Here is a 21,341-nt window from a genome sequence, read left to right on the forward strand (position 1 = left end):
CGGGGCTATAGCTCAGCTGGGAGAGCGCCTGCATGGCATGCAGGAGGTCAGCGGTTCGATCCCGCTTAGCTCCACCATTTATGCCAGGGTTCATGCAAATGAATCTTTGCGAAGGTTATGTCCCCTTCGTCTAGTGGCCTAGGACACCGCCCTTTCACGGCGGTAACAGGGGTTCGAGTCCCCTAGGGGACGCCAATTTTTTTACCCGCGTTTTGCGGGACTTTGAAGGCTCATTCGATTATTGAATGAGCCTTTTGTTTTTCCCCTTCCCCCGTTTTCCCTGTCATACCTGCTCTGGAATAGGGCCATGGCTTTTGCCTGGCTAACGCATTCTGCAGGCTGCGCAGGGTGCATTGACCCTGGAGCACGGCGATGTCGCTGGACATTGACCCGCTCGCCGCTGCTAAATCGGCTTTTGCGCCAAGGAAGCGAACATGAGTTGGGACCTGCCAACACCCTTCGTCATCGACCTGCGCGTCGGCAGCGAGGACATCGATGGCCTCGGCCACGCCAACAATGCCGTCTACGTCACCTGGCTGGAGCGCTGTGCCTGGCGTCACTCCCAGCGCCTGGGCCTGGACCTTGCCGCGTATCGCCGGCTGGACCGCGCAATGGCTGTGGTGCGCCACGAAATCGATTACCTGGCGGCTGCCTACGAAGACGACGAATTGCAACTGGCCACCTGGATCATCGACTGGGATCAGCGCCTGCGCATGACCCGGCGTTTCCAACTCCAACGCCCGCGTGACGGTGTGACCCTGCTGCGAGCGCAGACCACCTTCGCCTGCATCGAGCTTTCCAGCGGCAAGCCCAGGCGCATGCCGGCAGAATTTCTCGACGGTTATGGGCCGGCGCTGATCGGTGCCTGAAACGCCGGGTTTTTTTGTTAGACTGCCGCCTTTTTCCGCCGAGACCCCGACATGCAAATTGCTCTGGCCCCCATGGAGGGGCTGGTCGACAACATCCTGCGCGACGTGCTGACCCGTGTGGGCGGCATAGACTGGTGCGTCACCGAGTTCATTCGGGTGTGCGACCGCCTGTTGCCGCCGGCTTCGTTCCACAAGCTGGCGCCCGAGCTGCGCCAGGGGGCGCTGACGGCTGCCGGGGTGCCCATGCGCGTGCAACTGCTGGGGTCGGACCCGCTATGCCTGGCGGAAAACGCCGCACTGGCCTGTGAACTGGGCGCGCCGGTCATCGACCTGAACTTTGGCTGCCCGGCCAAGACAGTGAACAAGTCCCGCGGTGGCGCCGTGCTGCTCAAGGAGCCGGAGTTGCTCCATGCCATCGTGCATGCCGTGCGCCGCGCGGTGCCTGCGCATATCCCGGTAACCGCGAAGATGCGCCTGGGCTTCGATAGCCCGGCCGGCGCGCTGGATTGCGCCATGGCGCTGGCTGACGGCGGCTCGGCGCACCTCGTGGTGCATGCGCGGACCAAGGTCGAGGGCTACAAGCCGCCCGCCCATTGGGAGTGGGTGGCGCGGGTGCATGACGTGGTCAAGGTGCCCGTGTTTGCCAATGGCGAGATCTGGACCGTGGACGACTGGCGGCGTTGCCGTGAAGTCAGTGGTGCCGAGGACATCATGCTTGGCCGTGGGCTGGTTTCGCGCCCTGACCTTGGCCTGCAGATAGCCGCGGCGCGGGATGGGCGTGATTACCAGCCGCTGGGCTGGCAGGACCTGCAGCCGCTGCTGCGCGAGTTCTGGCGCCAGGCCCAGGCCAAGCTGTCACCGCGTTATGCGCCTGGCCGACTGAAGCAGTGGCTGGCCATGCTGACCCGTAGTTACCCAGAGGCGGTGCTGCTGTTTGCCGAGTTGCGCCGCGAGGATGACTGTGCGCGCATCAGCCGGTTGCTGGGCTGTGAGGCGGTGGCCGAGGCCTGTGTTGCCTGATCGGCCATCGCCCGTTCAACCTCTGCAGATTTTTTCAATTTACCCCCTTGAAAGCCTTTGTCTCGTCCCTATCTCTTGAGTACGCGATGCCGAATTCGGGTCGCGCAATGACTTACTTGCTGATACTCAGGAGTTTATGACCATGACTACCGCTTTCTCTCTTGCTCCACTGTTCCGTCATTCCGTTGGCTTCGACCGCTTCAATGACCTGTTCGAATCCGCGGCCCGTAATGAGGCTGGTAGCAGCTACCCGCCCTACAACGTGGAAAAGCATGGCGATGACCAATACCGTATCGTGGTTGCCGCAGCCGGTTTCCAGGAGCAGGACCTCGACCTGCAGGTCGAAAAGGGTGTCCTGACCGTTATCGGTGGCAAGCGTGACAATGGCGACGCTGAAGTGACCTACCTGCACCAGGGTATCGCGCAGCGCGCCTTCAAGCTGTCGTTCCGCTTGGCCGACCACATTGAAGTCAAGGCTGCCGGCCTGGCCAATGGTCTGCTCAGCATCGACCTGCTGCGCATCGTGCCTGAAGAAGCCAAGGCCAAGCGCATCCCGATCAACGGCGACAAGCCAGCGCTGAATTGATGGGATCGTTCTAAACAAGGGCATCTTTGGGTTAATGCCTGCGTTACTGGGGCTGCTTTGCAGCCCTTCGCGGGCACGCCCGCTCCCACAGGTTTAGCGCTGAACTCAACATGTGGGAGCGGGCGTGCCCGCGAAGGGTCGCAAAGCGGCCCCAAATTGCTTAACTGGCTGGCATTGACCTTCGGGTCCCCTTTTTTTGCCTGGCCCCGCGAAAGCGGCCACACCGGGGTTCCAGTCAGTAATCCGCCGGTGCTTCCAGCAACATCTGCCGGAACTCCGCCAACGGCAACGGCCGGCTATGCAGGTAGCCCTGGTACAGGTAGCACCCCAGTTGCTCGAGAAACTCCAGTTGCTCTGTCAGTTCTACCCCTTCGGCAATCACCGCCAGGTCCAGGCTGCGGGCCATGGCGACGATGGCACGGACGATTTCCGCATCGTTCGGGTCGACCGTCGCATCGCGCACGAAGCTCTGGTCGATCTTCAGTGCATCGACCGGTAAGCGCTTCAGGTACGTCAGCGACGAGTAGCCCGTGCCGAAGTCATCCATGGCGAAACTCACCCCATAGCGCTTGAGCTCGCGCATCTTGCTGATGGTGTTTTCCAGGTTCTGGATGACGATGCCCTCGGTGATTTCCAGCTTCAGCATCTTGCGGGGCAGACGGTAGTCGTCGAGGCTGCGCAGTACCCGCCCCACGAAGTCGGCCTGGCGGAACTGCCGCGGGCTGATGTTCACGCACAGGCTGAAGTCGTCGGCGTCGATCAGGCCGTCCGTCAGCATGCGCGCGCAGGCGTCGCAGGCCTCGTCCAGGATCCAGCTCCCCACTTCCAGAATCAGCCCGCTTTCCTCCAGTACCTGGATGAACTGCGCGGGTGGCTGCTGGCCAAGTTGCGGGTGGTGCCAGCGCAGCAGCACCTCGGCACCGACGATGCGGTTGTCACGGGCATCCACCTGCGGTTGGAAGTGAAACGCCAGTTCGCCGCGGGCCAGGGCCAGGCGCAGGTCGTTCTCCATGCGCAGGCGTTCGCTGGCGGCCTTTTGCATGGTGGTGTGAAACAGCTGGGTAGTGTTGCGACCGGAATCCTTGGCCCGGTACAGGGCGATATCGGCGCGTTTGAGCAGGTCGGCCGGGGTGGCACCATGGTCGGGGATCAGCGCCACGCCGATGCTGGGCGTGACCTGCAGGCGCTGGCCATCCAGCGACATGGGCTCGGCCAGCAGCTCGCGCAGGGTGTCGGCCAGTTCGCGCACTTGTGCTTCCACCAATTCTCGGCTGCCTTCCAGGCCACTGAGCAGCACCACGAACTCGTCGCCGCCCAGGCGCGCCACGGTGTCTTCCAGGCGCACGCTGGCTTCCAGGCGCGCGGTAATGATCTTCAGCACCGCGTCGCCCACCGGGTGGCCCAACGAGTCGTTGATGTGCTTGAAGTGGTCAAGGTCGAGGAACAGCAGCGCGCCGCGCAGGTTGTGGCGCTTGAGCAGGGCGATCTGCTGGCTGAGGCGGTCCATCAGCAGGGCGCGGTTGGGCAGGTTGGTCAGCGGGTCGTGGTAGGCCAGGTGCCGGATCTGCGCCTGGGCGTTCTTCAGCTGGCTGACGTCGCGGGCGGTCAGCAACAGGCAGTCCACTTCATTGAGGGTGATCCGCTCGACCGACACCTCCACGGTCAGGATATCGCCGCGCTTGTTGCGCCCGAGCATCTCGCGGTGATGAACCCGACCGCGCTCGCGCAGTTCGGCGAGCAAGGCGCCGCGTTGCTTGTCATCGGCCCAGATGCCGATTTCGTACACCGTCTGGCCCACCACTTCCGCAGCGCTATAGCCGGTCAGGCGGCAGAAGCCATCGTTGATTTCCAGGTAACGGCCACTGTTGCATTCGGTGATGGTGATGGCGTCAGGGCTGGAGTGGAAGGCCTTGGCGAACTTTTCCTCGCTGGATTTCAGGGCCGCTTCGGCGCGTTGCTGTTGGGTGATGTCGCGCAGGGTGGTCACGCTGCAGGGCTGGTCGTCGACAGTAATCAGGCGGCTGGAGATCACGCACGTCAGGGGCGCCCCACTGCGGTGGTTGACGACCACGGCGACATTGCTCAGCGCCTGTTCGCGGATCACCCGTTCGATGCGTTGCGCACGCTCGGTGGATTCGGCCCACAAGCCGATCTCCTCGGCCGTGCGGCCAAGCACTTGCTCGCTGCTCCAGCCGAAGTTCTGGGTGAAGGCCGGGTTGATCTCGATGAACTGGCCAGTGTCCTGGCGGGTAACGCAGATGGGGTCGGGGCTGACCTGGAACAGGCTGGCGAACTTCTCCTCGGAGGCGCTCAGGCGCTGCTCGCGTTCGACCTGGTCGGTAATGTCGAGCAACGTGCCGGCCATGCGCAGCGGGTTGCCCTGGTCGTCCCGGTAAAGCCGGGCGCGGCTCTCGATGTAGCGCGAAACGCCGTTTTCCAGCTGCACCCGGTAGGTGATCTGGTAGTTGCCGGCAGGACCTTCGCGCAGGCTTCGGTAGGCCTGGCGCATCGAGTTGCGCTCTTGTTCCGGTACACCCTCGAAGAAGGCGTCGAACGACTCGTGGAAAGGAATCGGCGGCAGGCCGTGCAACTGCGCGGCGCGGGCCGAGCCATAGAGCATGCCGCTGGGGATATGCCAGTCCCAGGTGCCCAGCTGCGCCGAGTCCAGGGCCAGGTCCAGGCGCTCCTGGCTGTCTTTCAGGGCCTGCTCGGCGCGCTTGCGCTCGCTGGTGTCGACGAAGGTGCTGATCAGGAAGGTCACGCCTTCCAGTTCGATGCCCTGGGTGCAGAGAATGCCGTCGTGCACCTTGCCGCTGATGGCCCGGAACTGGACCTCCATGATCTGCGGGTCGCCGTTGGCGCGGGTCGACTCGATCACCTGCTGACGCTGCTCGGGGTTGACCCACAGGCCCAGCTCCAGACTGGTCTTGCCGATGACCTGGCTGCCAGGCCAGCCGAACATGTCTTCGAAATGCTGGTTGACCTCGAAGATCATGCCGTCGTGGCGGCGGGAGAGCAAAATGGCGTTGGGGCTGAGGTGGAACAGCGTGGCGAAGCGCTTCTCCGAGTTGATCAATGCCGCTTCCCGCTCGCGCTGGCGGGTGATTTCACGCACCACCCCGATCATCTGTGGCCGGCCATGCTGGTCGTGGGTCAGGCTGCCGTTGATCTCCAGCCAGTGCAGGCTGCCGTCCGGCCAGCGGATGCGGTGGCGCATGGCGCGTTCCACCGGCTCGCCGTTGAAAATCGCCTGGAACACCTGGCGGGTACGGGCGCGGTCCTCTTCGGGCAGCAGGTCGAGGTAATCGGCATCGGCGGGCAGCGGGCGCTGGGGGTCGAAGCCGAACAGCGCCTGGGTACCGCGTGACCAACTGACACGGCCGCTTTCGATATCCCATAGCCAGGCACCCAGGCGTGCGCCGTTGAGCGCGGCCAGCAATTGTGGGGCGTTCTGCCAGGCCTGCTCGGATTCCTGCGGGTCGGCCGCAGGTATTCGCGGCAGGCGCAAAAAGCGGTTCACTGTTTTGGGCATCGGTACCAGACCTTTGGCGTAAGACGCGTCCTTGGAGTTGGAAATACCGGGCTGACGGCCGCTCAGGCGGACCCTGCGTGGCTGTCGAGCAACGCCATGAACGCCCTGGCCGCGTTCGACAGCGTACGCTCCGTGTGCAAAATGTAGCCTAGCTGGCGCGACAGCTGTATGCCGGGCAAGGCGATGGGTGCAACCTGTTCATCGAGCATGGTGCGCGGCAGCACGCTCCAGGCCAGGCCTATCGATACCATCATCTTGATGGTTTCCAGGTAGTTGGTGCTCATGGCGATGTTCGGCGTCAGGCCCTGGCTTTCGAATAGGCGCTGGACGATATGGTGGGTAAACGTGTTGCCACCGGGGAACACCGCCGGATGGCGGGCGACATCGGCCAGGCTCACTGCCTGGTTGTTGGCCAGCGGGTGCTCGGGCGCGGCGACGAAATCCAGGGCGTCGTCCCATACCGGTACCGCCTTGACCAGGTGGTGCGGCTCGGGCGCCAGGGTGATCACGGCAATTTCGGCGCGGCCATGCAGAATCTCGTCGTAGGCCTGTTCTGAATCCATGAACTGAATATCCAGTGCTACTGCTGGGTATTGGCGGGTGAACGCCCGTAAAAGCGGGGGCAGGCGGTGCAGGCCGATATGGTGGCTGGTGGCCAGGGTCAGCCGACCAGTCACCGCCCCGTTCAGGTTGGTCAGCGCCCGTCGGGTATCATCAAGGACGTTAAGGATCTGGTAAGCGCGGGGCAGCAGTGCCCGCCCGGCCTCGGTCAACGTCACTTCGCGCCCCAAACGGTCGAACAGGCGTACGTCCAGCTGCTGCTCCAGGCCCGCGATGCGCTTGCTGATGGCGGGCTGGGTCAGGAACAGGCGTTCCGCTGCCCCGGAAAAGCTGCCGCTTTCCGCAATAGCGATAAAGGCACTAAGGTTGGCCAGGTCCATGGTTTGGTATTCCTTTTGGCTATCCAAAGCATAAAAATTATGAATTTGAGTTATTCAATCTAACCCCATAGCATCGTCCATACAAGCCAAGGGGTTTTTGGCATAGAAAGACGCTGATGAGGAACAGTCTGATGGCTGGCAAAACGCTCTACGACAAACTCTGGGAAGCCCATGAGGTCAAGCGCCGTGATGACGGCTCGTCCCTGATCTACATCGATCGCCACATCATCCACGAAGTGACATCGCCCCAGGCCTTCGAAGGCCTGCGCCTGGCCAACCGCAAACCATGGCGCATCGACGCCAACATCGCGACGCCGGACCACAACGTGCCAACTACGCCGGAGCGCAAGGGCGGCATCGAGGCCATCGTCGACCAGGTGTCGCGCCTTCAGGTGCAGACCCTCGACGAGAACTGCGACGAATACGGCATCGTCGAATTCAAGATGAACGACGAACGCCAGGGCATCGTCCACGTCATCAGCCCGGAGCAAGGCGCCACCTTGCCGGGCATGACCGTGGTCTGCGGCGACTCGCACACCTCGACCCACGGCGCGTTCGGGGCCCTTGCCCACGGTATCGGCACCTCCGAGGTCGAGCACGTGCTCGCCACCCAGTGCCTGGTCGCCAAGAAAATGAAGAACATGCTGGTCCGGGTGGAAGGCGAGCTGCCGGCCGGCGTCACCGCCAAGGACATCGTCCTGGCCGTGATCGGCAAGATCGGCACCGCCGGTGGCAACGGCCACGCCATGGAATTCGCCGGCAGCGCCATTCGTGCGCTGTCGATGGAAGGCCGCATGACCATCTGCAACATGTCCATCGAAGCCGGTGCCCGTGTGGGCCTGGTGGCCACCGACGCCACTACCGTTGCCTACGTCGAAGGGCGCCCCTACGCGCCGAAGGGCGAGCAGTGGAAGCAGGCGGTCGAGGCGTGGAAAGACCTTGTGTCGGATGACGATGCGGTGTTCGACACCGTGGTCGAGCTGGATGCCAGCCAGATCAAGCCGCAGGTCAGCTGGGGCACTTCGCCCGAGATGGTCCTGGCCGTCGACCAGCGCGTACCGGACCCGGCCGCCGAAGCCGACCTGGTCAAGCGCGGCTCGATCGAGCGTGCCTTGAAGTACATGGGGCTGACGGCCAACCAGGCCATCACCGACATCAAGCTGGACCGCGTATTCATCGGCTCGTGCACCAACTCGCGCATCGAAGACCTGCGCGCGGCGGCGGAAATCGCCAAGGGCCGCAAGGTGGCCGCCAGCGTCAAGCAAGCCATCGTCGTGCCGGGTTCGGGCCTGGTCAAGGCGCAGGCCGAACGTGAAGGCCTGGACAAGATCTTCCTCGAAGCCGGTTTCGAATGGCGTGAACCAGGCTGCTCGATGTGCCTGGCGATGAACCCGGACCGCCTGGAGAGCGGCGAGCATTGCGCGTCCACCTCCAACCGCAACTTCGAAGGCCGTCAGGGTGCCGGTGGGCGTACCCACCTGGTCAGCCCGGCCATGGCCGCCGCTGCCGCGGTAGCCGGTCATTTCATCGATGTTCGCGAGTTGATCCAAGGGAGCGCAGCATGAAAGCCTTTACCCAGCACACTGGCCTCGTCGCGCCGTTGGACCGTGCCAACGTCGACACCGACCAGATCATCCCCAAGCAGTTCCTCAAGTCGATCAAGCGCACCGGCTTTGGTCCGAACCTGTTCGACGAGTGGCGTTACTTGGACGTGGGCCAGCCCTACCAGGACAACAGCAAGCGCCCGGTCAACCAGGAGTTCGTGCTCAACTACCCACGCTACCAGGGTGCCAGTGTGTTGCTGGCGCGGGAGAACTTCGGTTGCGGCTCCAGCCGCGAGCACGCCCCCTGGGCGCTGGACGAGTATGGCTTCCGCAGCATCATTGCGCCGAGCTTCGCTGACATCTTCTTCAACAACAGCTTCAAGAACGGCTTGCTGCCAATCATCCTCAGCGATGAGGAAGTGGACGAGTTGTTCAAGCAGGTGGAAGCCAACCCGGGCTACCAGCTGACCATCGACTTGCAGGCCCAGGCGGTGACCCGCCCAGACGGCAAGGTGCTGCACTTCGAGATCGATGCCTTCCGCAAGCACTGCCTGCTCAACGGCCTGGACGATATCGGCCTGACCCTGCAGGACAGCGATGCGATCAAGGCCTTCGAAGGCAAGCACCGTGCTGCGCAGCCTTGGCTGTTCCGGGATGCCTGAATGATGTAGCCGGGTTTGCTGGCCTCATCGCCGGCAAGCCAGCGCCCGCAGGGCTCCCACAACTTTCAGGCTGTGGTGCTCCTGTGAGCGCTGGCTTGCCGGCGATAGCGCCCCTAGAGCCAACCCAGAACCAAAAGGATCGAGACATGACCAGCAGCCAACACACCGACGTGGTCCAACGCCAGTTCGGCGAACAAGCCAGTGCCTACCTCAGCAGCGCCGTACACGCCCAGGGCAGTGAATTTGCCTTGCTCCAGGCCGAACTGGCAGGGCAGGGCGCCGCCCGTGTGCTGGACCTGGGCTGCGGTGCCGGGCATGTCAGCTTCCACGTTGCGCCGCTGGTCGCCGAAGTGGTCGCCTACGACCTGTCGCAGGCCATGCTCGATGTGGTCGCCAGCGCCGCTGCCGAGCGCGGCCTGGGCAATATCATCACCGAACGCGGCGCGGCCGAACGCCTGCCGTTCGGCGATGCATCGTTCGACTTCGTTTTCAGCCGCTACTCGGCCCACCACTGGAGCGACCTGGGCCTGGCCTTGCGCGAAGTGCGCCGGGTGCTCAAGCCAGGCGGCGTGGCGGCGTTCATCGATGTGATGTCACCGGGCAGCCCGCTGCTCGACACCTACCTGCAAACGGTCGAAGTGCTGCGCGACACCAGCCACGTGCGCGATTATTCCGCCGCCGAATGGCAGCGCCAGGTTAGCGAAGCCGGTTTGCACGTGCGCAGCCACACCCGCCAGCCGCTGCGCCTGGAGTTTTCCAGCTGGGTCGAGCGCATGCGTACCCCCGAGCCGATGCGCGTGGCTATCCGCCAATTGCAGCAAGCCATGGGCGAAGAAGTACGGCAGTATTATCAGATCGACAGCGATGGCTCGTTCAGCAGCGATGTACTGGTGCTGTGGGCAGAGCGATAAGTTTTTTTCGGTGGGGCCCGCTTGGCCACGCCGTGTGAATGGATAGAGGAAAGCATGAGCAAGCAGATTCTGATTCTCCCAGGTGACGGTATCGGGCCGGAAATCATGGCCGAAGCGGTCAAGGTGCTGGAGCTGGCCAACGACAAGTTCCAGCTCGGTTTCAGCCTGGCCCACGATGTGATCGGTGGCGCTGCCATCGACAAGCACGGCGTGCCCCTGGCCGACGAAACCCTGGAGCGTGCGCGCAAGGCCGACGCGGTCTTGCTGGGCGCGGTGGGCGGGCCGAAGTGGGACAAGATCGAGCGTGATATCCGCCCGGAGCGCGGCCTGCTGAAAATCCGTTCGCAACTGGGCCTGTTCGCCAACCTGCGCCCGGCCATCCTCTACCCGCAACTGGCCGACGCGTCTTCGCTCAAGCCCGAGATCGTTTCCGGCCTGGACATTCTCATCGTTCGTGAGCTGACCGGCGGTATCTACTTCGGTGCCCCACGCGGCCAGCGGGAACTGGAAGGTGGCGAGCGCCAGGCCTACGACACCCTGCCGTACAGCGAAAGCGAAGTGCGCCGCATTGCCCGTGTCGGTTTCGACATGGCCCGCGTGCGCGGCAAGAAACTGTGCTCGGTGGACAAGGCCAACGTGCTCGCTTCCAGCCAGCTGTGGCGCGAAGTGGTCGAAGACGTGGCCAAGGACTACCCGGATGTGGAACTGAGCCACATGTACGTGGACAACGCCGCCATGCAACTGGTGCGCGCCCCCAAGCAGTTCGACGTGATGGTGACCGACAACATGTTTGGTGACATTCTGTCGGATGAAGCTTCCATGCTGACCGGGTCCATCGGCATGCTGCCTTCGGCCTCGCTGGATGCCGACAACAAGGGCATGTACGAGCCTTGCCACGGCTCGGCCCCGGACATCGCCGGCCTGGGTATCGCCAACCCACTGGCGACCATTCTGTCGGTGTCGATGATGCTGCGTTACAGCTTCAATCAGTCGGCCGCCGCCGAGGCGATCGAGAAGGCCGTGAGCCTGGTTCTGGACCAGGGGCTGCGCACGGGCGACATCTTCTCGGAAGGCTGCACCAAAGTTGGTACGCAGGAAATGGGCGACGCAGTAGTCGCAGCCCTGCGGAATCTGTAATCTCTCTGGCCCGCCACCCCACATTCCTGGTGGCGGCCCACTTTTAGCAAAGGTGTAGTTGCGATGAAACGTGTAGGTCTGATCGGTTGGCGCGGTATGGTCGGTTCCGTGCTCATGCAGCGGATGCTGGAGGAGCAGGACTTCGACCTTATCGAGCCGGTGTTCTTCACCACCTCCAACGTGGGTGGCCAAGGCCCGAACGTGGGCAAGGATACAGCGCCGCTCAAGGACGCTTATTCGATTGAAGAACTCAAGACCCTCGACGTTATCCTGACCTGCCAGGGCGGCGACTACACCAACGAGGTCTTCCCCAAGCTGCGTGAAGCCGGCTGGCAGGGTTACTGGATCGACGCCGCCTCGTCCCTGCGCATGCAGGACGACGCGGTCATCATCCTCGACCCGGTCAACCGCAAGGTCATCGACCAGCAGCTGGACGCCGGTACCAAGAACTACATCGGCGGCAACTGCACTGTCAGCCTGATGCTGATGGGCCTGGGTGGCCTGTTCGAAGCTGGCCTGGTCGAGTGGATGAGCGCCATGACCTACCAGGCAGCCTCGGGCGCTGGCGCACAGAACATGCGTGAGCTGATCAAGCAGATGGGTGCTACCCACGCGGCCGTCGCCGACGACCTGGCCAACCCGGCCAGCGCCATTCTCGACATCGACCGCAAGGTCGCCGAGGCCATGCGCAGCGAAGCGTTCCCGACCGAGAACTTCGGCGTACCGCTGGCTGGCAGCCTGATCCCGTGGATCGACAAGGAACTGCCGAACGGCCAAAGCCGTGAAGAGTGGAAGGCCCAGGCCGAGACCAACAAGATCCTCGGCCGCTTCAAGAGCCCGATCCCGGTCGATGGTATCTGCGTGCGCATCGGCGCCATGCGTTGCCACAGCCAGGCGTTGACCATCAAGCTGAACAAGGATGTGCCGATTGCCGATATCGAAGGCATGATCAGCCAGCACAACCCTTGGGTGAAACTGGTGCCTAACCAGCGTGAAATCAGCATGCAGGAGTTGTCGCCGACCAAGGTCACCGGCACCCTGAACATTCCGGTTGGCCGCCTGCGCAAGCTGAACATGGGCTCGCAGTACCTGGGCGCCTTCACCGTGGGTGACCAGCTGCTGTGGGGCGCTGCCGAGCCGCTGCGCCGCATGCTGCGGATTCTGCTGGAGCGTTGATCGTTCTGGTTCGTCCGAAAACCCGTGCTGGCAACAGCACGGGTTTTTTGTTTGGCGCCAGCTGCTGCAGCCTCCGCGAACCACCGCTGGCCCCGCCAAGCAGTCTGCTACCGCAGCTGGCCCAACCAAGCTGAAGCCGTCACAGACAAAACCCTGCAATCCGAGTAAAGTGCCGCCCCCGCCGTTTTCTGCAAGAGGATCCCTGCCATGACACACCCATTGGACATCGCCGTCGTCGGCGCCACCGGCAGCGTCGGTGAAGCCTTGATACAGATCCTCGAAGAACTGGATTTTCCCGTGGCGACCCTGCACTTGCTCGCCAGCATGGAGTCTGCCGGCAGCAGCGTGATGTTCGCCGGCAAGAAACTGAAGGTTCGCGAAGTCGACAGCTTCGACTTCGGCCAGGTCAAGCTGGCGTTCTTCGCCACTGGCGCTGCGGTCAGCCGCAGCTTTGCCGGCAAGGCGCTGCAAGCCGGTTGCACGGTGATCGACCTGTCCGGTGGCCTGGACGACGCCCTGGCGCTGGTGCCCGAAGCCAACGCCGAGCGCATCGCCGGCCTGGCGCTGCCCGCGCGAATTGTCAGCCCGTGCTCGGCTGCTGTCGCCTTGGCCGTCGCCCTGGCGCCGCTCAAGGGCCTGCTGGAAATCGAGCGTATCCAGGTGATGGCCGCACTGGCCGTTTCGGCACAAGGCCGCGAGGGCGTCAGCGAACTGGCCAGGCAAACTGCCGAACTGCTCAATGCCCGGCCGCTGGAGCCACGCTTCTTCGACCGCCAGGTAGCGTTCAACCTGTTGGCCCAGGTCGGTGCCGCCGACGATCAGGGCCATACCGCGCTGGAGCGCCGCCTGGTCAACGAGCTGCGTGTGCTGCTGGGCCTGCCTGAGCTGAAGATTTCCGTGAGCTGCATTCAAGTACCGGTGTTTTTCGGCGATAGCTTCAGTGTGGCCGTGCAAAGCCGTCACCCGGTCGATCTGGCCGCGGTCAACCAGGCCCTGGAGGCTGCCGACAGTATCGAACGGGTGGAAAATGATGACTATCCAACCCCGGTTGGTGACGCAGTCGGGCAAGACGTGGTCTATGTTGGTCGTGTACGGCACGGTATTGATGAACAGCAGCAGCTCAACCTCTGGCTGACCACCGACAACGTGCGCAAAGGTGCCGCGCTCAACGCTGTGCAAGTGGCGCAATTGTTGATTAAACACAGGCTGTAAAAGATACTGGCCAGCACTTTTGTCCTGCTCCGCATGCAGGTTTCGGGACGATTCATACAAGGGAAGAGGTCATGCTTCGAATTCGCAAACTGGTTCTGGCCATGGCTGCAGCTTCAGCGCTGTCGTCTGGCATGGCGAATGCGCTGGGCCTGGGGGAGCTGACCCTGAAGTCGGCACAGAATCAGCCGCTGGACGCCGAGATCGAATTGCTCGACGTGCGCGACCTCAAGGCCGCCGAAGTGGCACCCAGCCTGGCGCCTGCGCAAGAGTTCAGCAAGGCCGGGGTGCCATTCGCGGCCTACCTCGAAGACCTCACCTTCACGCCGGTCATCAACCCCAACGGCAAAAGCGTGCTGCGGGTGACCTCCAGCCAGCCGCTGCCTGGGCCCGTGGTCAAGTTCCTGGTCCAGGTGATGTGGCCGCAGGGCCGCCTGCTGCGTGACTACAGCGTGTTGCTCGACCAGGCCCAGGCCCAGGGCGACAAACCGGCTGCTGGCAATCTCAACCCGGCCAGTACCGCTGCCAGCAGCTACACCACCCAGCGTCGCGACACGTTGTGGCAAATTGCCGCTCGCAACACCCAGGGCGGTTCGATCCAGCAGACCATGATCGCCATCCAGGCCCTGAACCCGGATGCCTTCATCGGCAATAACATCAACCAGCTGAAGGTTGGCCAGGTGCTGCGCCTGCCCGACCAGCAGCAGGTTCAGAGCATCGCCCAGGCCGAGGCCAACCGTGAGGTGGCCGAGCAGTACGCGGCCTGGCGTGAGGGCCGTCGGTTGGGCCCGCGGGCCCGTCAGCTGGACGCCACTCGCCGTGGTGCCGCCGACGCCGCCCCGGCGCGTGTTGCCCAGGGCGACAACCTGCGCCTGGTCAGCCCGGGCAACCAGGCGGGGGCCGACCAGGCCAAAGCGCTAAGCGACAAGCTGGCGGTGGCGCAGGAAAGTCTCGATACCAGCCGCCGCGACAACGACGAACTCAAGAGCCGCATGAGTGACCTGCAGAGCCAGCTGGACAAGCTGCAGCGTCTGATCGACCTGAAAAACGACCAGTTGGCGCGTCTTCAGGCGCAGGGTGCCGCCACGCCGTCCCCGGCAGGCGTCGCCCCGGCGCCCGCGCCGCAAGCCGCGTCAGCGCCTGCGGCAGGTGGCGAGGCGAGCGGCGAGCCAGCCCCCACCCAGGCTGCACCTGCCAGCAAGCCGGCGGCAGAGCCTGCCCCGGCGCCGGCCAGCCAGGCGAACGGCGCGCTCGAGCAGATTCTCGGTAACCCTTGGCTGCTGTGGCTGATCGCCGGGTCTGCCATTCTTGTCCTGGCACTGCTGTTGTGGTTGCTGGCGCGCAAGCGCAAGGCTCAACAAGAGGCGGAAAAGCACCTGCGCATGGCGCGGGCGCTGGAAGAAGAGCAGGGCACCGGTTTCGATACCGACACCGAAAGCTTCGACGGCGTCGAAGTGGCCGAGCCGAGCGTCACCTTGTCGCCTGCAGTGGTCGCCGCATCGGCCGCCGCTGCCGTGGCTGCGGAAAAAGTGGCCGAACCGGCTGCCGCAGAGCCACCGGCAGACCCTCACGCCGCGCTGCTGGCGGAGGTCGACCAGTGCCTGGCCGAGGGGCGCCTGAACCGTGCCGCCGATCTGCTGGAGCCTGCCGTGGCCGCTGCCCCGGCCCGTGATGACCTGCGCCTGAAGCTGATGGACGTGTATGCCCGCCAGGGTGATCAGACGGCCTTCGCCGAACAGGAGCGCCAGCTGCAAGCCGGCGAGCACAATGGCGCCGCTGTGGCCGAGTTGAAAGAACGCTACCCAGCCATGCTGGGCCTGGCAGCTGCCGGCCTGGGCGCGGCAGCTTTGGCTGCCGAAATGGACGAGCAGTACGTGCAGGAGTTGTTGCACGACGATGCCGCGGCGCCGGTGGTTGCCGATGGGGTGCCTGAGCAGGTGCCAGCGCTTGAACCGCAGGCCGTGGCTGAGCCGGAGGTTGGCGCTGAACCTGATGCCGGGCTGGACCCTCTCGATGAAGTGCCTATCCTGGACGTCGCCGGCCTGGAGGATCAGGGGCTGGGCGAGCCGGATCTGGACCATGCCTCTGACCTTGGCCTTGGGGAAGGCCTGCCCGAGGACGATCCGCTGGCCGCGGCGATGCTCGACGAGTCCGCGGCGCAGGCGCCAGTGCCTGATGAGCTGGTGATCGCCGAACCGGTGCTGGACGAGCCGGTGCAGCCAGGTGCGCCGCCAGAAGAACAGCCGTTCGCCCTGGATGAGGACCTGCAAGCCGACGCCGATGCGGATTTCGAGGCCATGCTGGCCCAGGCCGAGCCGCAACCCGCGGTCGACCTGTCGGATTTCGACCTCGATGTCACCGAACCCGTCACCCCCGCTGCTGCGCCAGCAGCCGACACCGCCGCGGGCGATGTGGCTGCCGAGCTGGCGGCCTTCGACAGCGTGCCAGAGTTCGATCCGGTCTCCGAGTTCGATCTGCCCTCGGACTTCGACTTGTCACTGTCGCTGGAAGACGACTCGCCGGCAGACAAAAGCTTTGCCTCGGAACTCGATGACGTGAACGCCGAGCTGGACAAGCTGTCGCAGAGCCTGGAGGCGCCCTCGCTGGAACCGCACTTCACCAGCGAAGATGCAGCCGCGCAGCCAGACCCGGAGCCGCTGGACGATCTCGACTTCGACTTCTTCTCCGGCAGTGATGAAGTGGCCACCAAGCTGGACCTGGCTCGCGCCTATATCGACATGGGCGACAGCCAGGGCGCACGCGATATCCTCGACGAAGTGGTCAAGGACGGCGACGACACTCAGCGCCAGGAAGCCAAGGACATGCTGTCCCGGTTGGTCTGACCCCGTCGAAGCGGCCATCGGTTACAGTGGACAAGCAACGGCAGCCCTACGCGGCTGCCGTTGTCGTTATAATCCCCGCCATTTCGTACACCCCACAGGTTTCATGCTCTTGGACATCATCGACACCGCCGCCACCGAATCTGCGGCCGAAGGCTACTCCCGCATCGCCCTGGGTGTGGAATACAAGGGCGCACGCTACCGCGGCTGGCAGCGCCAGGCCAGCGGCGTGCCCAGTGTCCAGCAAGCCTTGGAGCAAGCGCTGTCCAAGGTCGCCAACGAGCCGATCGCCGTGGTTTGCGCCGGCCGCACCGATGCCGGTGTTCACGGTTGTGGGCAGGTTGTGCATTTCGACACCCGTGCCGTGCGCGACGAACGTGCCTGGACCATGGGCACCAACTTCAACCTGCCGCACGACATCAGTGTGGTCTGGTCGCAGCCGATGCCGGCTGATTTCCATGCTCGCTTCAAGGCATGCGCCCGGCGCTACCGCTATGTCATCTACAACGACCCGATCCGCCCGGCGCACCTGGCCGAGGAGGTGACCTGGAACCACCGCCCGCTCGACGTCGAGCGAATGGCCCAGGCGGCACAGTCGCTGCTCGGCACGCACGATTTCAGCGCCTTCCGCGCCAGCCAGTGCCAGGCCAAGTCGCCGATCAAGCACATCTACCACCTGCGGGTTACCCGCCATGGCCAGATGATCGTGCTGGACGTGCGCGCCACCGCCTTCCTGCACCACATGGTGCGCAACATTGCCGGCGTGTTGATGGCCATCGGTAGCGGCGAACGCCCGGTAAGCTGGGCGCGTGAGGTGCTGGAAGGGCGTGACCGCCGCGAAGGCGGGGTAACCGCCCATCCCTATGGGCTGTACCTGGTGCAGGTGGAGTACCCCGACACATTCACCCTGCCCAGGCGTTACATTGGCCCACACTTTTTAAGCGGTTATGAAGGGTTGGCGGACTGACGGGCGAAAAGCCATTTGCTAACATCCGGCCTTTGACCGTTATCATCAGGGTTCGCGTTTCATGAGCTATGTTCGCAGCAAGATCTGCGGGATTACCCGCATCGAAGACGCGTTGGCTGCTGTCGAGGCCGGGGCCGATGCCATCGGTTTCGTCTTTTATGCCAAAAGCCCACGCGCAGTGGACGTGCGTCAGGCGCGGGCAATCATTGCTGAACTGCCGCCGTTCGTGACCACGGTAGGGCTGTTCGTCAATGCCTCGCGGTGCGAATTGAACGAGATCCTCGAAGTGGTTCCACTGGACCTGCTACAGTTTCACGGCGATGAAGCCCCGGAGGACTGCGAGGGCTACCACCGCCCCTGGATCAAAGCCCTGCGGGTGCGCCCGGGCGATGACCTCGAGGCAGCCTGCCAGCGCTATGCCGGCGCTCGCGGCATTCTGCTCGATACCTATGTGGCGGGTGTGCCTGGGGGAACCGGCGAGGCGTTCGACTGGTCCCTGGTACCGGCGCGGCTGAGCAAACTGATCATTCTTGCCGGTGGGCTTTCGGCGGCCAACGTCGGCCAGGCCATCGCCCAGGTACGGCCCTATGCGGTGGATGTCAGCGGTGGGGTCGAGCAGGCCAAGGGCATCAAGGACGCCGCGAAGATCGAAGCCTTCATGCAGGCGGTGAGGCAGGCGTGATGGCAGATGTGACGGCTGGCTGCGCGCCATCGTCCATAGCATTCGCAGCCCTGCCGGGCAGCCGCACCCATGGTGGCGGCAACACAACGCATTAGCGGTGGAGTGGCGCGCTGGAAGCCCCGGCGGCCGGTCCATCATCGTTTCGTAACAGATTTTGAGCTCAAGGGCAGGGCAGGCCGACGATAACGGCCGCGCCTGCCAATACTGGAGAAAAAAAGCATGAGCAACTGGTTAGTCGACAAACTGATCCCTTCGATCATGCGTTCCGAGGTGAAAAAGAGCTCGGTGCCTGAAGGCCTGTGGCACAAGTGCCCGTCCTGCGAGGCCGTGCTGTATCGCCCGGAGCTGGAAAAAACCCTCGATGTCTGCCCCAAGTGCAACCATCACATGCGCATCGGCGCACGCGCGCGCATCGACATCTTCCTCGACGCCGAAGGCCGTGCCGAACTGGGTGCCGACCTTGAGCCGGTCGACCGCCTGAAATTCCGCGATGGCAAGAAGTACAAGGACCGCCTCACCGGCGCGCAGAAGCAGACCGGCGAAAAAGACGCGCTGATCTCCATGAGCGGTACCCTGATGGGCATGCCGATCGTGGTCAGTGCCTTCGAGTTCTCGTTCATGGGCGGTTCCATGGGCGCCATCGTCGGTGAGCGCTTCGTCCGCGCTGCCAACTACGCCCTGGAGCACCGTTGCCCAATGGTCTGCTTCTCCGCTTCCGGCGGTGCGCGCATGCAAGAGGCGCTGATCTCGCTGATGCAGATGGCCAAGACCTCGGCGGTGCTGGCGCGCCTGCGCGAAGAAGGCATTCCGTTCATCTCGGTGCTGACCGACCCGGTCTACGGCGGTGTGTCCGCCAGCCTGGCCATGCTCGGCGACGTCATCGTCGGCGAACCGAAGGCGCTGATCGGCTTCGCCGGCCCGCGCGTGATCGAACAGACCGTACGCGAAAAGCTGCCGGAAGGCTTCCAGCGTAGCGAGTTCCTGCTGGAGCACGGCGCCATCGACCTGATCATCTCCCGTGGCGAACTGCGCCCGCGCCTGGCTCGCCTGCTGGCGCAGATGACTGGCCAGGAAACCCCCGAGCAAGCGCGTGAGGCGGCTGCCGTCGCGTGATGAAACAACGATCCCTGGGCGAATGGCTCGCCTACCTCGAGCAGTTGCACCCCTCGGCCATCGACATGGGCCTGGAGCGGTCGCAGCAGGTACTTGCCCGGCTGGCGCTGGGTAAGCTGGCGCCACGCGTGGTGACCGTGACCGGCACCAACGGCAAGGGTTCGACCTGCGCCTTCGTGGCCTCGTTGCTGCGCGCCCAGGGGCTCAAGGTCGGCGTGTACAGCTCGCCGCACTTGTTGCGCTACAACGAGCGGGTGCTGATCGATGGCCTGGAGGCCAGCGATGAGTGCCTGTGCGAAGCCTTCGCCGCCGTGGAGGCGGCGCGGGGCGATATTTCCCTGACCTACTTCGAAATGGGCACGCTGGCTGCGTTCTGGTTGTTCCACCAGTCGCAGCTCGATGCCGTGGTGCTGGAAGTGGGTCTTGGCGGGCGCCTGGACACCGTGAACGTGGTGGATGCCGACCTGGCCCTGGTGACCAGTATCGGCGTCGACCATGTCGATTACCTGGGCGACACCCGCGAGCAGGTGGCCTTTGAAAAGGCCGGTATCTTCCGCCCGGGCAAACCGGCCCTGTGCGGCGATCTCGACCCGCCACAACCGCTGCTGGACAAAGCCGCCGAACTGGCAGCGCCACTGTTCCTGCGCGGCCGTGACTTTGACCTGGCAAGCGCCGAAAACGGCTGGAACTGGCGTGGCACTGCAGCCGATGGCGCGCCCGTTGAGCTGAACGGCCTGCCGTTGCTCGACCTGCCGATGGAAAACGCCGCGCTGGCCCTGCAGGCGTACCTGTTGATGGGCCTGCCGTGGGATGCCGCGCAGGTGCGCCAGGCGTTGCTGGATACCCGGATTACCGGGCGTCTAGACCGTCGCCAGCTGGTCTGGCAGGGCCGGCCGGTGGAGCTGCTGCTGGATGTCGGGCACAACCCGCATGCGGCGCAGTACCTGGCCCGGCGCCTGGCGAGCCGGCCGCTGAAGGGGTGCCGGCTGGCGGTATTCGGCCTGCTCGCCGACAAGGACCTGGCAGGCGTGGTCGCGCCGCTGCACGGGCTGATCGATGACTGGGCCGTGGCCCCGCTGGACACCCCGCGCAGCCGGCCGGCTGCCGAGTTGGCCGACGCCTTGACGAACCTTGGCGCGGCGGTGAAGTCTTATGCCGGAGTCGACGCGGCCCTCGAAGGGCAATGCGCGCAGGCAACGGCAGATGACCAGATCGTGCTGTTCGGTTCGTTTTTCTGTGTCGCCCAGGCCCTGGCGTGGCTGGAGCGGCATGCCCAGGAGGGTTGAGTAGATGGCAGTGCTGGATAAAGGGATGAAACAGCGCATGGTCGGTGCGCTGGTGCTGGTGGCACTGGCGGTGATCTTCCTGCCGATGCTGTTCACCCGCGAGGACGAGATGCGCCAGGTGCGCGTCGAAGCCCCGCAGGCACCTGCCATGCCCAGCCTGCCGGAAGTGAAGGTAGACCCGGTGACCGTGCCGCAGCCGCAGGAAGTTCCTGAAGCACCGCAGTCGGCGCCGGTGGTGGTCGACGAGTCGACTGCCCCTGCCAGCACGCCCAGCCAGCCGATCACGGCCTCGCCGCAGACCCAGGCACAGGCCCAGCCGGCCAAGCCGCAGGCCGCCGCACCGGCGGCCAAGGTCGAAACCAAACCTGCAGCGACGCCGGCCCAGGCTGCGCCATCGAAGATCGACGTCAACGGGCTGCCGGTCAGCTGGTCGATCCAGCTGGCCAGCCTGTCCAACCGCGCCGGTGCCGAGAAGCTGCAGCAAACCTTGCGTAGCCAGGGTTACAACGCCTATATCCGTTCGGCCGGCGGCATGAACCGGGTCTATGTGGGGCCATTGATCGAGCGCGCCGAGGCCGAGCGCGTGCGCGATGCGGTCAACCGCCAGAACAGCCTGAAGGGCTTTGTGGTGCGTTTCCAGCCTGAGCGCGGCTGATATCGCCGGGGCGGCTTTGCCGCCCATAGCCGGCAAGCCACACACACACAGAGATCGCATCAGGGCTGGCAGGTGTTTGTCAGAAGATATGCAGCGCCTGTGAGATCGAGCGCCGCCCGCGCGGCGCATCGCGAGCTGCGCTCGCTCCTACGTTTGTTTCGGGCCAGTAACGCCTGTGACAGGCGCGCGCGGCCGCCTTGTTTGTACGGCG

17 protein-coding genes and 2 tRNA genes are annotated in these 21,341 nt (G+C 64.3%); 17 read left to right on the plus strand and 2 right to left on the minus strand.

Annotation, left to right across the window (positions count from 1 at the left end):
• Position 1 precedes the first annotated feature (1 nt).
• The 5 genes from QME24_RS23015 (at position 2) to QME24_RS23035 (ending at position 2,475) form a co-directional block, all read left to right on the plus strand.
• Positions 2-77, plus strand: a tRNA-Ala gene (locus tag QME24_RS23015).
• Between the two features lie 42 nt (positions 78-119).
• A tRNA-Glu gene (locus QME24_RS23020) sits at positions 120-195 on the plus strand.
• A 239-nt stretch (positions 196-434) separates the two neighbouring features.
• Complete coding sequence (locus QME24_RS23025) at positions 435-869, plus strand: thioesterase family protein (RefSeq protein WP_009685047.1); 435 nt, start codon at positions 435-437, stop codon at positions 867-869.
• A 51-nt stretch (positions 870-920) separates the two neighbouring features.
• On the plus strand, positions 921-1,889 hold the full coding sequence (locus QME24_RS23030) for a tRNA-dihydrouridine synthase (RefSeq protein ID WP_054905864.1): 969 nt from the start codon (positions 921-923) through the stop codon (positions 1,887-1,889).
• 142 nt (positions 1,890-2,031) lie between these two features.
• Positions 2,032-2,475, plus strand: coding sequence for an Hsp20 family protein (locus QME24_RS23035; RefSeq protein ID WP_009685045.1), 444 nt, complete (start codon positions 2,032-2,034; stop codon positions 2,473-2,475).
• A 235-nt stretch (positions 2,476-2,710) separates the two neighbouring features.
• Here the strand turns inward: QME24_RS23035 and QME24_RS23040 are convergent, their stop codons facing one another.
• Together QME24_RS23040 and QME24_RS23045 are read right to left on the minus strand one after the other, a co-directional pair.
• Positions 2,711-6,007: a PAS domain S-box protein gene (locus tag QME24_RS23040; RefSeq protein ID WP_054905865.1), complete on the minus strand. Its 3,297-nt coding sequence runs from the start codon at positions 6,005-6,007 to the stop codon at positions 2,711-2,713.
• Positions 6,008-6,069: 62 nt separating this feature from the next.
• Positions 6,070-6,948 carry a LysR family transcriptional regulator gene (locus QME24_RS23045; protein ID WP_054905866.1) on the minus strand — a complete coding sequence of 293 codons (879 nt, stop codon included), beginning with the start codon at positions 6,946-6,948 and terminating at the stop codon, positions 6,070-6,072.
• A gap of 131 nt (positions 6,949-7,079) precedes the next feature.
• Here QME24_RS23045 and leuC point away from each other — a divergent pair, with 131 nt between their 5' ends.
• From leuC to QME24_RS23105, 12 genes are all read left to right on the plus strand, one after another.
• On the plus strand, positions 7,080-8,513 hold the full coding sequence (gene leuC / locus QME24_RS23050; protein ID WP_009681665.1) for a 3-isopropylmalate dehydratase large subunit: 1,434 nt from the start codon (positions 7,080-7,082) through the stop codon (positions 8,511-8,513).
• Positions 8,510-9,154 (plus strand): 3-isopropylmalate dehydratase small subunit, encoded by a 645-nt coding sequence (gene leuD, locus QME24_RS23055; RefSeq protein WP_009681664.1) that lies wholly within the window; start codon positions 8,510-8,512, stop codon positions 9,152-9,154. The genes leuC and leuD overlap by 4 nt, the downstream gene beginning before the upstream one ends.
• 146 nt (positions 9,155-9,300) lie before the next feature.
• Positions 9,301-10,065, plus strand: a complete 765-nt coding sequence (locus QME24_RS23060; protein ID WP_054905867.1) for a class I SAM-dependent methyltransferase — start codon at positions 9,301-9,303, stop codon at positions 10,063-10,065.
• Positions 10,066-10,119: 54 nt separating this feature from the next.
• Positions 10,120-11,202 (plus strand): 3-isopropylmalate dehydrogenase, encoded by a 1,083-nt coding sequence (gene leuB / locus QME24_RS23065; protein WP_009681662.1) that lies wholly within the window; start codon positions 10,120-10,122, stop codon positions 11,200-11,202.
• Positions 11,203-11,265: 63 nt separating this feature from the next.
• A complete protein-coding gene (gene asd / locus QME24_RS23070) occupies positions 11,266-12,378 on the plus strand; it encodes an aspartate-semialdehyde dehydrogenase (protein ID WP_029887368.1) in 1,113 nt (370 codons plus the stop codon).
• Between the two features lie 207 nt (positions 12,379-12,585).
• Positions 12,586-13,590 carry an aspartate-semialdehyde dehydrogenase gene (locus tag QME24_RS23075; RefSeq protein ID WP_054905868.1) on the plus strand — a complete coding sequence of 335 codons (1,005 nt, stop codon included), beginning with the start codon at positions 12,586-12,588 and terminating at the stop codon, positions 13,588-13,590.
• Between the two features lie 71 nt (positions 13,591-13,661).
• Positions 13,662-16,430, plus strand: a complete 2,769-nt coding sequence (locus QME24_RS23080; RefSeq protein WP_054905869.1) for a FimV/HubP family polar landmark protein — start codon at positions 13,662-13,664, stop codon at positions 16,428-16,430.
• A 109-nt stretch (positions 16,431-16,539) separates the two neighbouring features.
• Complete coding sequence (truA, locus tag QME24_RS23085) at positions 16,540-17,394, plus strand: tRNA pseudouridine(38-40) synthase TruA (RefSeq protein ID WP_197879652.1); 855 nt, start codon at positions 16,540-16,542, stop codon at positions 17,392-17,394.
• A 61-nt stretch (positions 17,395-17,455) separates the two neighbouring features.
• Positions 17,456-18,076, plus strand: a complete 621-nt coding sequence (locus QME24_RS23090; RefSeq protein ID WP_281691062.1) for a phosphoribosylanthranilate isomerase — start codon at positions 17,456-17,458, stop codon at positions 18,074-18,076.
• A gap of 219 nt (positions 18,077-18,295) precedes the next feature.
• Positions 18,296-19,189, plus strand: coding sequence for an acetyl-CoA carboxylase, carboxyltransferase subunit beta (accD, locus tag QME24_RS23095; RefSeq protein ID WP_009686024.1), 894 nt, complete (start codon positions 18,296-18,298; stop codon positions 19,187-19,189).
• Positions 19,189-20,475 carry a bifunctional tetrahydrofolate synthase/dihydrofolate synthase gene (gene folC / locus QME24_RS23100; RefSeq protein WP_054905871.1) on the plus strand — a complete coding sequence of 429 codons (1,287 nt, stop codon included), beginning with the start codon at positions 19,189-19,191 and terminating at the stop codon, positions 20,473-20,475. Before accD ends, folC begins: the two co-directional genes overlap by 1 nt.
• A gap of 4 nt (positions 20,476-20,479) precedes the next feature.
• Positions 20,480-21,130, plus strand: coding sequence for an SPOR domain-containing protein (locus QME24_RS23105; RefSeq protein WP_009686027.1), 651 nt, complete (start codon positions 20,480-20,482; stop codon positions 21,128-21,130).
• Positions 21,131-21,341 lie beyond the last annotated feature (211 nt).

The sequence above is a fragment of the Pseudomonas sp. PARCl1 genome (genome assembly GCF_947311875.1).
GTDB classification, from domain to species: domain Bacteria; phylum Pseudomonadota; class Gammaproteobacteria; order Pseudomonadales; family Pseudomonadaceae; genus Aquipseudomonas; species Aquipseudomonas juntendi.

What these genes read in the sequence shown, in the direction of transcription:
- QME24_RS23025 (WP_009685047.1), top strand. Translation starts at nt 435, where the DNA reads ATGAGTTGGGACCTGCCAACACCCTTCGTCATCGACCTGCGCGTCGGC.
- QME24_RS23090 (WP_281691062.1), top strand. Translation starts at nt 17,456, where the DNA reads ATGAGCTATGTTCGCAGCAAGATCTGCGGGATTACCCGCATCGAAGAC.
- folC (WP_054905871.1), top strand. Translation starts at nt 19,189, where the DNA reads ATGAAACAACGATCCCTGGGCGAATGGCTCGCCTACCTCGAGCAGTTG.
- QME24_RS23040 (WP_054905865.1), bottom strand. Translation starts at nt 6,007, where the DNA reads ATGCCCAAAACAGTGAACCGCTTTTTGCGCCTGCCGCGAATACCTGCG.
- QME24_RS23045 (WP_054905866.1), bottom strand. Translation starts at nt 6,948, where the DNA reads ATGGACCTGGCCAACCTTAGTGCCTTTATCGCTATTGCGGAAAGCGGC.
- leuB (WP_009681662.1), top strand. Translation starts at nt 10,120, where the DNA reads ATGAGCAAGCAGATTCTGATTCTCCCAGGTGACGGTATCGGGCCGGAA.
- QME24_RS23060 (WP_054905867.1), top strand. Translation starts at nt 9,301, where the DNA reads ATGACCAGCAGCCAACACACCGACGTGGTCCAACGCCAGTTCGGCGAA.
- QME24_RS23035 (WP_009685045.1), top strand. Translation starts at nt 2,032, where the DNA reads ATGACTACCGCTTTCTCTCTTGCTCCACTGTTCCGTCATTCCGTTGGC.
- asd (WP_029887368.1), top strand. Translation starts at nt 11,266, where the DNA reads ATGAAACGTGTAGGTCTGATCGGTTGGCGCGGTATGGTCGGTTCCGTG.
- leuC (WP_009681665.1), top strand. Translation starts at nt 7,080, where the DNA reads ATGGCTGGCAAAACGCTCTACGACAAACTCTGGGAAGCCCATGAGGTC.
- QME24_RS23105 (WP_009686027.1), top strand. Translation starts at nt 20,480, where the DNA reads ATGGCAGTGCTGGATAAAGGGATGAAACAGCGCATGGTCGGTGCGCTG.
- QME24_RS23080 (WP_054905869.1), top strand. Translation starts at nt 13,662, where the DNA reads ATGCTTCGAATTCGCAAACTGGTTCTGGCCATGGCTGCAGCTTCAGCG.
- leuD (WP_009681664.1), top strand. Translation starts at nt 8,510, where the DNA reads ATGAAAGCCTTTACCCAGCACACTGGCCTCGTCGCGCCGTTGGACCGT.
- QME24_RS23075 (WP_054905868.1), top strand. Translation starts at nt 12,586, where the DNA reads ATGACACACCCATTGGACATCGCCGTCGTCGGCGCCACCGGCAGCGTC.
- accD (WP_009686024.1), top strand. Translation starts at nt 18,296, where the DNA reads ATGAGCAACTGGTTAGTCGACAAACTGATCCCTTCGATCATGCGTTCC.
- QME24_RS23030 (WP_054905864.1), top strand. Translation starts at nt 921, where the DNA reads ATGCAAATTGCTCTGGCCCCCATGGAGGGGCTGGTCGACAACATCCTG.